The following is a 13458-nucleotide window of genomic DNA, read 5'->3' as shown; positions in this document are numbered from 1 at the left end:
CATGAGCGCCAGCATGAGTGCCACGCCCCGCCCGCCGCCGACCGGCCGGCGTCGCTGATGGAGAGGACGGCGTCGCGCTCGTCCGGGCGGGGGATCGGCCGCGCGGTGCTGCGGCGGCTGCCGCTCGTGGGCACGCTGCTCGGGCTCGGGCTCGCCGCGTGGCTGGTGGCCACCAACGACCTCTCGGCCATCGCCGCCGCCTTCGGCCGCATCGGCATCGGCGGCCTGGTGGCGGTCGTCGCCGTGCGTGCCTGCCTGATCCTGCTCTGCGGGCTCGCCTGGGCGCGCCTCCTCGACGGACTCTCGGAGGCCGGCACGGGGGCCTTCGTGGTGCTGCGCTACGTGCGCGAGGGCATCAACACCCTGTTGCCGGTGGCTTCCATCGGCGGCGACTTCGTCGGCGGGCGCCTGCTCACCTTCTGGGGCGTGACCGGCTCCCTGGCGGCGGCCTCGGTGCTCGCCGATCTGCTGCTCCAGGCCGGCACGCAGCTCGTCTTCGCCCTCGTCGGGGTCGGGCTGCTGCACCGCCTGGAGAGCGCCCCGGCCGCCGCCCTCACCGGCTGGATGCTGCGCGCGCTCCTGGTGGCGGCGGCGGCGCTGGCGGCCTTCTTCGTGATCCAGCGCAGCGGCGCCGCCCGCGTCCTGGAGAACCGCGTCGGCGCCATCGCTCGGCGCTTCCTGCGCGACGCCTCCGGCAAGCCGCAGGATTCCGGCCCCAGCGTGCAGGACGCCCTCGACACGGTCTGGTCGCGGCCGGGGCGTCTGGCGCAGTCGGCGCTCCTCCATCTCGCGGCCTGGACCTTCGGCTCCCTCGAGATCTGGATCGTGCTCGCCTGCATCGGCGTCGAGGGCGTGACGCTCGCCGACGTGGTGGTGATCGAGGCGCTGAGCCAGGCGATCAAGTCGGCGGCCTTTCCGGTGCCGAGCGGGCTCGGCGTGCAGGAAGGCGGCTTCGTCGTGGTCGGCGCCCTGTTCGGGATCGACGCGGGCACCGCCATCGCCATGTCGCTCGCCAAGCGCGTGCCGGACGTGGCGATCGGCCTGCCCTCGCTCATCGTCTGGCAGACCATCGAGGCGCGCCGCGCCGCCTTCGCGCCCCCGGCCCCGCCGTGACGGGCGAGCCGGCGCTTGCGCCCGAGTCCCGCGCGCAGCAGGTTGCCGCCGGAATGAGCACCCCGAATCGACGTTTCCCGCGCCTGCCCAGGCGACTGCTCGCCAGGCTGCGTCCCGCCCTGCCGCTCGCCGCGATCCTCGTCGCGGCGGCCTGCACGGGCGCGACGGCGCAGAGCCTCAACGTCGATCTCGGCGCAGGCGGAGTCACAGAGCGGGCGCTGCAACTCGTCGCGCTCATCACGGTGCTGGCGCTGGCGCCCTCCGTGCTGGTGATGGCGACCTCCTTCACCCGCATCGTGGTGGTGCTCTCGATCCTGCGCTCGGCGCTGGGCACCCAGACCGCGCCGCCCAACGCCGTGATCGTCAGCCTCGCGCTGTTCCTCACCGCCTTCGTGATGGCGCCGACAGCGAAGGAAGCCTACCGCGCCGGCATCGAGCCGCTTCTCGCCAACCAGATCACGCAAGGGGTGGCGTTCGAGCGGGCCTCGGCCCCGTTCAAGACCTTCATGCTCAAGAACGTCCGCGAGAAGGACCTCAAGCTCTTCCTCGACATGGCCAAGGCGCCGACACCCGCCGGGCCCGAGGCGGTGGGATTGGAGATCGTCACCCCCGCCTTCATGATCTCGGAGCTGCGGCGGGCCTTCGAGATCGGCTTCCTGCTCTTCATCCCCTTCCTGATCATCGACCTCGTGGTCGCTTCGGTGCTGATGGCGGTTGGCATGATGATGGTGCCGCCGGCGACCGTGGCGCTGCCCTTCAAGCTGATCTTCTTCGTCCTCGTCGACGGCTGGACGCTGGTCGCCGGCTCGCTGGTGCAGAGCTACGGAAGCTAGCGGGCCGCACGAAAGGAGTTGATCGGTCGCCCGAGGTGATGGAAAAGTGATCCTCGACCTTTCGGCTCGAAATCCCGATTCAAACCGTCCCTAATAAGAATATCGTCAGAATTATTCTTCGATCCGATCTCGAACATCATCCGGCAGCCTCACGATGAGTGACCATCACAAGCACGCATCGGCCGCGGTCGCCCGGACACTGTTCGACGGGATGCCCGCCGCCGAGCGGGCGGAGGTCCAGGCCGAGGCGGACCGCGAAGGCGTCGGCGCGCTGGAGATCGTGCGCCGATCCCTCGACATCCTGATCGCCGAAACCGGCACCTCGCCCACCAAGGGACTGTCCGTCACGAGGGCGGACGACTGAGATCCGGGCCGCCGGAAGCCGTCCGGCGCTCGGCACGGATGCCCACCTCCGGCGCCGACGATAAGGAGCAGACGCGATGCATGGCCGGGTTCGGCGCGACGGGTTCATGGCGATGCCGTCCCCGATCGCGCTTGCCGTCGCGCTCTCGATCTCGGCCGCGCCGCTCGCCGCCCGCGCCCAGACCGTCGAAGACGGGTCCGACGCCGCGATCGGAAAGGCCGCCGCCGGCACCGTCCTCGATCTGATCGGCCAGCGCTTCAAGGATCTCGAGCCCAAGGTGACGGCTCTGCGCCGAGCCGACGGCTCGTGGATATGCGGCTCGGTCAACGTCAAGAACAAGGACGGGCGCTATGCCGGCGAACGCGGATTCGTGGTCGACCTGTCCAATGCCTTCTTCGGACGGGTCCCGGACGGGCCGGAGCTTCTCAACCCGCGCGCGCCGGGGTTCCAGGCCATGGAGCAGGTGAGACAGCTCTACTTCCAAATGTGCATGGATTGAGCGACGGCGGGGCGGTCGGCAGGACCGTCGCCGGGCGTCGGATCGGATGTCGCCGCCTTCAGCCCGGCGGCGTGCCTGCCGGCGCCTCCGTCGCGGCCTGCGGCTTGCCGCGCTCGGGCACGGCGTTCTCGGGGTAGCGCTTGCGGTACTCGTCGAGGAAGGCGGCGAGCGTCTGCGCCGTCGAGGCCCTCTGCGCGATCTCGCGGAAGCCGGCCGTGCGGGAGGCGTTGGGCGCCGTGAGCAGGGCGAAGGTGCGCGCATCCGCGCTCTCGGCCATGGGGTCGGCGTACTTGGCCTTCAGCCGTTCGAGCCCGATCGCCTCCGAGGACAGCCCGTAGGCGATGGCGGCGCGGATCACGTCGGCGCGGGAGGCGTCGTCGAGGGGCTTGCCCGAGCGCCAGGCGTCGCCGAGCAGCATCTCGTGGGCCTCCCCCGCCTCGCGCCAGCGCCGCGCGCCCCAGAGGATGTCGGCGCGCAGGCGCTGGGCGTCGGGCGCGTTGTCCCCCTCAAGGGTCTCGAGCGCGACGTCGGTCCGCGAGAGGTCCGAGAGCGCGCGGGCGCGCAGCAGCATGCGGGCGCGGCGCAGCTCGCCCGGCAGTTCGGGCAGGTAGGTGGAATCGAGCGCCTCCAGCGCCTTCATGGGCTGGGCGTCCATGATCCGCACCGCCGCGAGCCGCGTCGCGACGCTGGCGCGGGCCGCGCCCGTCAGGCGGTGGTCGACCTGGTGCTGGAGGAGCCCAGCGGCGGCGTCGAGCAGGTCGAGCGCCACAAGCCGGTCGGCGAGCCGCCGCACGATCTCGTCGCCGCGCCGGCCCACGGGACCGAAATCCTTGAAGTCGAAATACAGCGCCACCGCCTCGACGCCGGTCATCTGGTCGCCCAGCGGGCTGAGGAACAGGTCGTCGAACAGCGCCAGCGCCTCCGTGTGCAGCGCTCGCGCCGCCGGCGCATCCCCTGCCGCCGCCTCGGCCCGGCGCACGGCGGTGAAGGCGTCGCGCCAGCGGCCGGTCTCGCGATAGAGACTGAACAGGCCGGAGGTCATCTCCGTCTCCACCGGGCCGCCGTGCCACATCAGCATCAGGCGCTCCAGGCGCTCGACGGTGTCCTTCGCCGAGAGCTTGCCGGCGGAATGGGCGAGCATCGCCCCGCGCAGCGTCGCCGCCGCCGCCACGGGACGCTCGGCGCCCTCGGCCTGGCGCTCGTAGGCCGACAGGGCGGCGAGGGTCTGCCCGCTGGCCTCGTCGAGGCGCGCCGTCAGGTATTTCAGCATGTCGCGCTGGAGCGGCGCCGGCGAGAGCCGGTCGATGATCGCGATCTGGCGCTTGCCCATCTCGAAATCGCCGATCTCGATGGCGGCCTCCGCGACGGCCGTGCGCAACAGGGCCTGGAGATCGTCGGGGTAGCGGTCGAGCACAGCGAGACCGGCCCGCATCGCGCCGTCGGCCTCGAGCCAGAGACCGGCCTGCGCGGCGGCGTATCCGCGCCACAGGGCGGCTTCCGGGTCGCGCGCCAGCGCCTTTCCGGCCAGGAACTGCTTCGTCTCCGCGAGACGGCCCATCCGGGCGTTGCCGAGCCCGCGCAGGATGGCGACATCGCGCTGGGCGCCGAGCGCCGGATCGTCCTCGGCGGCGGCCGCGAGCACGGTCAGCGCCTCGGGGTTGAAACCGTTGGCGAGCTGGAAGCGTGCCAGCGCCAGACGCGCCGGCCCGCGCAGGGACAGCGGCTGCTCGGCGATGGCCCCGAACTGCTGGCGCATCGCCGTGAAGACGTCGCCCCGGCGGGCCTCGTCCCACGCCTTCCGGTCGATGGCGGGCTGATCGACATCGGCCGCCACCACCTCGGCCGGGCGCTCGACGGCGGACACCGCGAGCCCTCCCTCGCGCGCGATGGCCACGCCGTCGAGGTCCGGTCGCACGGTGAGGTCGTCGGCGAAGGCCAGCACGGCGACGCCGAGCCGGCTCGGCAGCAGCTCGGCATCCACGAAGCGCTGGCGCTTGGCGACACCGGCGGGACGCCGCCCGAGCGTCGTCACCACGGCGATGCGCTCTCCGTCGAGATCGAGCCAGGTCGCCGCGCCCGGATCGGGCAGCCTCACCCCGAGGGCGAAACGCCCGCCGGCGGACACGCGGTTCGCCACGAGCGCCTCGCTCGGCGACAGGCTCTCCCCGGCGAGGAGCTCCCAGCCGGCCGGCGCCGCGAGCGGACCCACGGGGAGCAGGTCGAGCAGCTTGCCGGCGGGGGCCGGGAAGCGCAGCATCACGACCTCGCCGACCCGGCGCGGCGGCCCGAGCGGCACAATTCCGGCGGCGGCGGCGCCGGCGGGGATCTCCACCGGCTCGCGGGTCTCGAACGCGAGGGTGACGATGCCCGCCCGCTCGAACAGCGCGACGGCCGGCTGGCGGCGGAAGGGAAACACCACGTTGCCCGCCGCCTTGCGGACGCCGGTCCTGTCGGGGGCGGGAACGGGCGCCTCCTCGACGGTCTCGGCGGCGGCCGGGCGTATCGGCGCGGCGCGCGGGGGCGCCTTCGCGGGAGCCTGCGGCTCCGGCGCCGCATGCGCGTCCTCGCCATGGCCGGAGGCCGGCTTGACGGAGGTCGTCTTGCCGGCGGGCGCTGCCGGCTCGGCCGCGTGCGCGTCCTTCGAATGCTCGTCGGCATGCGCGTCCTTGGCAAACGCATCCTTGGCGGCGGGCTTGCCGGAGGATTTGGCCACCCCCTTGGCCGCCTCCCTGGCGATGTCGATGGACACGCCCTCGTCGTCACGGTCCGTGGTGACGACGTAGCCCTCGGCCGGCTGCACGAGGAAGCTCGTGGCAGCGGAGTCGCTCTCCACGAGGAAGCGCGTCACCGCCGGCCGCAGCCGGCCGCGCGCGTCCGTCTCGTCGACCTTCCAGAAACCGGGCACGGTGACGCGGGTCGCGGGCCCGTCGCCGCGCGCGGTGCTCTCCGTCCCCTGCGGCAGCCGGACCGTCAGGCGCGTCAGCGTCGGCAGATGCGCGACCTCGACGGCGAGGGGCTTGGCCACGGGTACCGGCGCGGACGCCTTCAGCGCGGCTTCCGCCGCCAGGGCGCGCTTGGCGAGCGCCGCGACGATCTCGGGGGGAAGCGGCGGCGGCAGGCCGGCCCAGCCCTCCGGCAGCAGATCGACATAGGCGCGCTCGCCCGCGACCTGGACGTTGAGGCGGTAGGGCTTCTGCAAGGCGAGGCGCAGGCCGGTTCCGTCGGGATCGCGCCGGACCACGGTGACGTAGTTCGGCATGCTCAGCGCGAGGCGCTCGGCTCCCCCCGTCGCCGTGTCGCCAAAGGTGATGATGAGCACGGCGCCGGAAAGCCGGGCCTTGACCGGCACGGCCGAATCGAAGGTGAGCGCGATGCGGCCGTAGCCACCGCCCTCCCCTCCCTCGATCGACAGGAGCCGGGCGGCCTGCGCCGGCAGCGCCAGCGCGAGGAGCGTCAGCACGGCGAGCGCGAGCCCCCCCCAGCACCTCGCCCCTGCTCCGAGAGCCGCTCTCATCTACGCGAACGCCACGCTCGGGACGCGGCGCGAAGGCAGGCCGGCGGCCGCCCGCGCGCGGCGCCCCTGCCACACACCCGCCGGACTGTGCCGAAACGCGGCTAACGGGCGCTTAAGGCCGCGCGGCAGATTGACGATTGGGTGTCGCCGGGACGGCGCAGAGTCCCACGAATCTCCATCGGCGCCCCATCGAAGACGCTCCGAGCGACCGGCCGATGTCCTTTACGGCCAGCGGCGGAGCCGACCCCGATCGCGCGATAGCGATGCATCCAATCCTTCGGATCCCCGACAACACCCATTAACATACCCAGGGTTGTTTCTGGAACGAACAGGTTGTGAAGCGTTTCCCTATTCGTCATGATCGAACGATCAGGAACGATTGCAAGGATGTCGATATGAACATGATCATTGTTCGGCACTGCAATATGCCGGAGCATCGATACCCGGAGATACTTGCCATGGATGTTCCGTGCAGCCTTCAGGCTCGTCTCATAGCCCGCAGCATCGCCCGGTCGTACGCCGAGCATGGCTGGAGCCTTCAAACCGGGCAATACTGGTTCCGGGACGAGAACGGCTTTCACGACATCTGGAGCCAGCCCCAGCCGATCGAGACCGTCGCGACACACGCCATCGCGGCCTGATCCGCCGCGAAACGCTCCGGGGATGTGCCCGAGGACGGTCTGATCGAGACTTCGACGGTCAGCCGCCGAAGGCGACCATCCGGTCGAAGGCCGCCGCGAAGCCCGCCAGCGGCACCTTGACCACCAAGGGCTCCTTCGCGTCCGGCTTCTGCGCCGTGACGGACAGCGTGGTCGCCGTGCGCATGGTGTCGGTGGCCAGCGTCGGCAGGCTGATCGGCACGAAGCAGCCGTCGCCGCCGCAGGTGGAGTAGACCGCGCCCTTGCCGAGCACGGTGTCGTCGAGCTTGAAGCTGACGCCGTCCTCGATGGAGAGGCCGAAGGGCATGAGGATGATGCCCTCGGCGCGGCCGTCCTTCGGCGAACGGAGCTCGAAGGCGAAGGTCCGCCGCCCGGTCTTGGCATCGCCCTGGGACTGCATCAGGCTACAGATCACGGCCGGGCCCGCTCCCGGATCCTGCGGGCGGGCGCAGTTCACGGTCCAGTCGCCATAGACCTCGCTGACCGTGCTGGCGCCCTCCGGCCAGACCGCCTTGGCCGGCGCGGGCGCTGCCGGAGGCGCCTTCTCGGCGGCCTTCGGGGCCGGCTTCACCGGGCGCGGCGCCGGGGGCCGCTTGGGCTTCGGCTTCTCGGCCGGCGCGGCGGCGGGAGCCTCCGGCTCGGGAGCGGCCTCCTGCGCCAGCGCGACGCCCGGCGCGCACAGGAGCCATGCCGGGACGAGCACATGGCGGGCGGCGCGGATCATCGGGTTCATGCGGGCGGTTCCGGCGGACGATATGCGGCAAGCCGCCTATCGCCCTACCGGCCGCGTGGCAATGCACCCGGTGCCGACTTGGAATCGTTCAAGCGGCGGGGTCGAACCCGGCCTCGCGGGCCCGCTCGCAGCGCCGGGCGAAGGCGGCGGCGCTCCCACGGCGGACGGCGCGCACGACGGCGGCGGCGAGGGTGAGGATGCCGGGATCCCGGTCGGCGGCTTCTTCCGCCGGAGCGGCGACGTTCGAGGCGATGACGGCGAGCATGGCTGCGTCCTTGCGTTGCACCAGCGACTTGCTGCACCGCAATATCCGCCCGCCCCGCCGTCGCGGCAATCGGCCCGAGCGGGATCGTCCCATGCGCGCGGCTCATGGGCGGAGGGCCGTTTCGGGCCGAAACCCGCTTCCCGGTTGACCCTTCGGTAAGGAATCGCCACTGAGCCCGTCGCTCGATCTTCACATGCGGGGCGTACAGGCCGCCGCTTCCATGTTTTCCGTCGACCCCGAGGACCGCCCATGACCGACACGCCGACCACCTGGCCCGTTCACGGACGCATCAGCGGCCCCATCGTGATGATCGGCTTCGGCTCGATCGGCCGCGGCACCCTGCCGCTCATCGAGCGCCATTTCGAATACGACAAGGCGCGCTTCACCGTCATCGATCCGGTCGATACCGACAAGGCGCTCGCCGACAAGCACGGCCTGCGCTTCGAGAAGGTCGCGCTGACGGAGGAGAACTACCGCGACGTGCTCACCCCGCTCCTCACCGAGGGTGGCGGCCAGGGCTTCTGCGTGAACCTCTCCGTCGACACCTCCTCGCGCGCCATCATGGAGCTGTGCCGGGAGCTCGGCGCCCTCTACATCGACACCGTGGCCGAGCCCTGGACGGGCTTCTACTTCGACAAGTCGAAGAGCCAGGGCGACCGCACCAACTACGCGCTGCGCGAGAACATCCTCGCCGCGCGGCGCGCCGCCCCCGGCGGCCCCACCGCCGTCTCCTGCTGCGGCGCCAATCCGGGCATGGTCTCCTGGTTCGTGAAGCAGGGCCTCCTGAACATCGCCGCCGATCTCGGCCTGAAGACGCCCGAGCCGAAGACCCGCGAGGAATGGGCCGCGCTGATGCGCGAGGTCGGCGTCAAGGGCGTCCACATCGCCGAGCGCGACACCCAGCGCGCCAAGACCCCGAAGCCGCAGGGCGTCTTCGTCAACACCTGGTCCGTCGAAGGCTTCGTCTCCGAGGGCAACCAGCCGGCCGAGCTCGGCTGGGGCACGCACGAGAAGTGGATGCCGGAGAACGCCCGCGAGCAGGAAAAGGGCTCGCGTTGCGCGATCTACCTGCTCCAGCCCGGCGCCGACACCCGCGTGCGCTCCTGGACGCCCACCGCGCAGTCGCAGTTCGGCTTCCTCGTCACGCATAACGAGGCGATCTCCATCGCCGACTATTACACTGTGCGCGAGGGCGACAAGCCGGTCTTCCGGCCGACCTGCCACTACGCCTACCACCCGGCCAACGACGCCGTGCTCTCGCTGCACGAGATGTTCGGCAATGCCGGCAAGGTGCAGGAGAAGCACCACATCCTCGACGAGAACGAGATCGTCGATGGGCTCGACGAGCTCGGCGTGCTCCTCTACGGCCACGAGAAGAACGCCTACTGGTTCGGCTCGCAGCTCTCCATCGAGGAGACCCGCCGCATCGCCCCCTACCAGAACGCCACCGGCCTCCAGGTGACCTCGGCCGTGCTGGCCGGCATGGTCTGGGCGCTGGAGAACCCCGAGGCCGGCATCGTCGAGGCCGACGAAGTCGATTTCCGCCGCTGCCTCGAGGTGCAGATGCCGTATCTCGGCCCCGTGATCGGCGTCTACACCGACTGGACCCCGCTGACCGGCCGTCCGGGCCTATTCCCCGAGGACATCGACGAGAGCGACCCCTGGCAGTTCCGCAACGTGCTCGTGCACGGCTGAGGGCGTATCGAACGATCCGGCCGGCCCTCGCCGCCGGCCGGATCGCAAAACCCTTCGCGAGGAGGTATGGTGGTGCTCCGAGGTGGAGCACGAACCATGGGCGTTGCGGTTCGCCGCGAGACGGGAATGACCGTCGCCGAGTACCGGGCCTGGGTCGAGGGCACGCCGGACGACGAGCGCTGGGAGCTGCTCGACGGCGAGCCCGTGCTGATGTCGCCGCCGAGCGAGCGGCACCAACGCACAGTCGCGAACGTAGTGCGCCGGCTCGATGAGCTGGCGGAGCGGCGCGGTTGCAGCGCGCTTCCGGGCCTCGGCGTGCTCAGCGCCGCGATGGACGATTTCGCGCCGGTTCCGGACATCGTCGTCACCTGCGGCACGCCCTCGACGGAGGGCTACACCAGCGCGCCCGTCCTCGTGGCTGAGGTGCTCTCGCCTTCGACCATGAAGAACGATCTCGGCCGCAAGACCGCCTTCTACCGCTCCGTGCCGAGCCTGCGCACCTTTCTGATCGTCCATCAGGACGAGATGCGAGTGGAGGTCTGGCGCCGCGAGGACGGCTGGAGCATGCGCGGCATCGGCGCCGGGGCCGTCATCGACCTGCCCGAGCTCGGAGGCGCGCTGGCCGTCTCCGACGTCTATGCCCGCGTCGCGTTCTGAACCGGACCGGTAGGCCGCCCATGCCACCGCTTCGTGTTGCGGCCGGACGCTTCGGTGATACCATCCGCCCGACGATCAGGAGCAGCCGCCATGGCCGTCGCGGCCCGACGCGAAACCCGCATGAGCCTCCCGGACTATCGGGACTGGGCGGAGACGCGCCCGGACCATGAGCGCTGGGAGCTGCTCGATGGCGAGCCCGTGCTGATGTCGCCGCCGAGCGAGCGGCACCAGATCGTCGTGGCCAATCTGATCCGCCGCCTGGGGGATCTGGCGGATACGAAAGGCTGCCGCGTGGTGCCCGGCATCGCGGTGCTGAGCGCGGCGATGAACGATTTCGCGCCCGTGCCGGACGTGGTGGTGCGCTGCGGCCCTCCGCTGCCGGACGGCTACGCCTCCGATCCCGTTCTCGTCGCCGAGGTGCTTTCGCCCTCGACCATGAGCCTGGACCGGGGCCGCAAGACCGATTTCTACCGCTCGATCGAGTCCCTGAAGGCGTTCCTCATCGTCTACCAGGACGAGCCGCGCGTGGAGGTCTGGCGGCGCGGCGAAGGGACGGCGTGGCGCAAGCAGGCGCTGGGCCTCGACGGCGTCCTCGATCTGCCGGAGATCGGCGGAGATCTCACCGTCGCCTCCGTCTTCGCCGGAATTGCCTTCTAAGTCATCGATATATCGCATGCCGTGACGGAGAGCCGGGCTCCGCCTCTCCCGGACATGCTCCAGCAACCCTCCTCCCAGGTCGCCGCCGTTGCCCCATTTCGAAGACTTCTACGCCGACAAGCTGCGCGGCTCCCTCGGAGTGACGGACGCGGATTCCGTGCTCGACCTGCGCGGCAGCAACCGGCCCACAGCCGAGGCGTCCCTCAAGGACATGCTGGAGCGCAGCCGCTTCGCCAGGAACAAGACCGTGGCGATCCGCCTCGACCCGCCCCCGGAGGGCGGCGGCGAGACCCTGTTCCAGCCCACCGGGCGGCTGCTCCTCGACGCCCGGCGGAAAGGGCTGATCGAGCGCCTCCAGACCCTGCCGGCCCAGGACGGGCTCGGCTTCTACGTGGCGCTGACGGGCAAGGTCGCGAAGCCGTCGGCATAGGCTCGCGCGTTGACAGCGGCGGCGCCTACGCCGATACCGCCGCCGGTCATGCAGCAGCGCATCTACAAGACCGCGGTGATGCTCGCCCACGATCTCGTGGCGACGGCGCTGGCCGTGGTCCTCACCTTCGGGGTCCGCTTCGAGGGCGCGATGCTCGCCGAGCGGATGGCGGCGCTGCCGCTCCTGCTGCCGCCCTTCCTCGTCTATGCCGGGTTCGTCTACGCGCGCTTCCGGCTCTACCGGACGAAATGGCGCTTCGCCTCGCTGCCGGACCTCGCCGGGATCGTGCGCGCCGCGAGCGTGCTGGCGCTGAGCCTGCTGGTGGTCGACTACGTGCTCGTCTCCTCGACGATGTACGGCTTCTATTTCTTCGGGAAGATCGCGATCGCGCTCTACTGGGTGCTCCAGATCTTCCTGCTCGGGGGCCCGCGCCTCGCCTTCCGCTACCTGAAATACGCCCGCTCGCGCCAGTCGAGCGCCCGCGCGGCCACCGTGCCGACCCTGCTTCTCGGGCGCGGCGGGGATATCGAGGTTCTGTTGCGCGCTATCGAATCGGGCTCCGTGAAGAAGCTCGCGCCGAAGGGCATCCTCTCGCCGCGCGCCGACGAAGCCGGCCAGGAGATGCGCGGCGTGCCGGTGCTCGGCGGTTTCTCCGATCTCGAACGGGTGGTCCAGGCCCTCGCCGACCGGGGCCAGCCGGTGCGCCGGCTCGTCGCGACGCCGAGCGCCCTGACCCCGGAGGCCGAGCCCGACGACCTCATCGCCCGCGCCCGCCGCCTCGGCCTGCCGCTCGCCCGCGTGGTCAGCCTCGGCGAGGGCATGCGCGACGCGGAGCTCGCGCCCCTCGAGATCGAGGACCTGCTGCTGCGCCCCACCGTGGAGATCGACCGGCCGCGCCTGGAGCGTTTTCTCGCCGGCAAGCGGGTGATCGTCACCGGCGGCGGCGGCTCCATCGGCTCCGAGATCTGCGCGCGCGCGGTGGCCTTCGGCGCGGCGAGCGTGCTCGTGGTCGAGAACTCCGAGCCGGCGCTTCACGGCATCCTCAACCAGCCGGCGATCCTGAACGCGGAGGCCGAGGTGAGCGGCGCGCTGGCGGACATCCGCGACCGCGAGCGCCTGCACGCGCTCTTCACCGCCTACCGGCCGGACTACGTCTTCCACGCGGCCGCCCTGAAGCAGGTGCCCTATCTGGAGCGGGACTGGACGGAGGGCGTGAAAACCAACGTCTTCGGCTCGATCAACGTCGCCGATGCCACTGTCGCCGCCGGCGCTCGCGCGCTGGTGATGATCTCCACCGACAAGGCCATCGAGCCGGTCTCGCAGCTCGGCGTCACCAAGCGCTTCGCCGAGATGTACGCCCAGGCCCTCGACGCCGAGCAGACGGGCGGCCGGCCGACGCGCCTCATCGCCGTGCGCTTCGGCAACGTGCTGGGCTCTGTCGGCTCGGTGGTGCCGGTGTTCAAGGCGCAGATCGCGCGGGGCGGCCCCGTCACCGTCACGCATCCCGACATGGTGCGCTACTTCATGACAGTGCGCGAAGCCTCCGACCTCGTGCTCACCGCCGCCTCCCATGCCGACGGCGAGGCGCGCGCCCTCCCGGCGGCGCAAGGCGGCGACCAGCGCGCGGCCGTCTACGTGCTCAAGATGGGCCAGCCCGTGAAGATCCGCGAGCTCGCCGAGCGCATGATCCGGCTCGCCGGCTTCGAGCCCGGCGAGGAGATCGAGATCGCCGTCACCGGCTCGCGCCCCGGCGAGCGCCTCAACGAGATCCTCTTCGCCCGCGAGGAGCCGCGCGTCAGCCTCGACGGGATCGCGGGCGTGATGGCGGCGCGCCCCGTCTTCGCCGACCGCGCCGTGCTCGACGCCTGGACCCGGCGCCTGCGCGAGGCGGTCGCCGCCGGCGACCGGACGGCGGCAGAAGCCGTGTTCGAGGCGGCGATACCGGATTTCCGCGAGCGTCACGCGCCGCCGGCATCCGCAATCGCTCCTTCCGAGGCGCCCGACACCCGCATCGCGACCGCCGCGACGCCGGCCTGACC

General features: G+C 71.4%; 13 protein-coding genes. 9 read left to right on the top strand and 4 right to left on the bottom strand.

The annotated features are described in order from the left end of the window. The first annotated feature begins 57 nt into the window (after positions 1-57). From ACP56T_RS15335 to ACP56T_RS15320, 4 genes are all read left to right on the top strand, one after another. Complete coding sequence (locus ACP56T_RS15335; RefSeq protein WP_430913000.1) at positions 58-1113, top strand: lysylphosphatidylglycerol synthase domain-containing protein; 1056 nt, start codon at positions 58-60, stop codon at positions 1111-1113. Between the two features lie 53 nt (positions 1114-1166). Further along, entirely contained in the window at positions 1167-1946 is a 780-nt protein-coding gene (gene fliP, locus ACP56T_RS15330; protein ID WP_430912999.1) for a flagellar type III secretion system pore protein FliP, read from the top strand. A 154-nt stretch (positions 1947-2100) separates the two neighbouring features. Then, the gene (locus ACP56T_RS15325) at positions 2101-2310 is read left to right on the top strand and encodes a hypothetical protein (RefSeq protein WP_430912998.1); all 210 of its coding nucleotides are present in this window, start codon (positions 2101-2103) and stop codon (positions 2308-2310) included. Between the two features lie 106 nt (positions 2311-2416). Then, positions 2417-2809, top strand: coding sequence for a hypothetical protein (locus tag ACP56T_RS15320; protein WP_430912997.1), 393 nt, complete (start codon positions 2417-2419; stop codon positions 2807-2809). Positions 2810-2867: 58 nt separating this feature from the next. Here the strand turns inward: ACP56T_RS15320 and ACP56T_RS15315 are convergent, their stop codons facing one another. The 4 genes from ACP56T_RS15315 to ACP56T_RS15300 all read right to left on the bottom strand — a co-directional run bounded on the left by ACP56T_RS15315 (position 2868) and on the right by ACP56T_RS15300 (position 7980). Then, entirely contained in the window at positions 2868-6323 is a 3456-nt protein-coding gene (locus tag ACP56T_RS15315) for a hypothetical protein (RefSeq protein ID WP_430912996.1), read from the bottom strand. A 101-nt stretch (positions 6324-6424) separates the two neighbouring features. After that, a complete protein-coding gene (locus ACP56T_RS15310; protein WP_430912995.1) occupies positions 6425-6904 on the bottom strand; it encodes a hypothetical protein in 480 nt (159 codons plus the stop codon). Between the two features lie 118 nt (positions 6905-7022). Then, on the bottom strand, positions 7023-7715 hold the full coding sequence (locus ACP56T_RS15305; protein ID WP_430912994.1) for an invasion associated locus B family protein: 693 nt from the start codon (positions 7713-7715) through the stop codon (positions 7023-7025). 88 nt (positions 7716-7803) lie between these two features. After that, positions 7804-7980 (bottom strand): hypothetical protein, encoded by a 177-nt coding sequence (locus ACP56T_RS15300; RefSeq protein ID WP_430912993.1) that lies wholly within the window; start codon positions 7978-7980, stop codon positions 7804-7806. A gap of 249 nt (positions 7981-8229) precedes the next feature. Between ACP56T_RS15300 and ACP56T_RS15295 the strand changes: the two genes are divergently transcribed. From ACP56T_RS15295 to ACP56T_RS15275, 5 genes are all read left to right on the top strand, one after another. After that, positions 8230-9675, top strand: coding sequence for a homospermidine synthase (locus tag ACP56T_RS15295; RefSeq protein WP_430912992.1), 1446 nt, complete (start codon positions 8230-8232; stop codon positions 9673-9675). Positions 9676-9771: 96 nt separating this feature from the next. Continuing rightward, positions 9772-10332: a Uma2 family endonuclease gene (locus ACP56T_RS15290; protein ID WP_430912991.1), complete on the top strand. Its 561-nt coding sequence runs from the start codon at positions 9772-9774 to the stop codon at positions 10330-10332. A gap of 90 nt (positions 10333-10422) precedes the next feature. Beyond that, positions 10423-10989: a Uma2 family endonuclease gene (locus ACP56T_RS15285; RefSeq protein WP_430912990.1), complete on the top strand. Its 567-nt coding sequence runs from the start codon at positions 10423-10425 to the stop codon at positions 10987-10989. A gap of 88 nt (positions 10990-11077) precedes the next feature. Next, positions 11078-11419, top strand: a complete 342-nt coding sequence (locus ACP56T_RS15280; RefSeq protein WP_430912989.1) for a hypothetical protein — start codon at positions 11078-11080, stop codon at positions 11417-11419. A gap of 48 nt (positions 11420-11467) precedes the next feature. Continuing rightward, complete coding sequence (locus tag ACP56T_RS15275; protein WP_430912988.1) at positions 11468-13456, top strand: SDR family NAD(P)-dependent oxidoreductase; 1989 nt, start codon at positions 11468-11470, stop codon at positions 13454-13456. Positions 13457-13458: the final 2 nt, after the last annotated feature.

The sequence above is a fragment of the Methylobacterium endophyticum genome, assembly GCF_050591105.1.
Lineage (GTDB): Bacteria > Pseudomonadota > Alphaproteobacteria > Rhizobiales > Beijerinckiaceae > Methylobacterium.
Note: the sequence above shows the minus strand (reverse complement) of the source record. Positions and strands in the feature narration are given on the sequence as shown.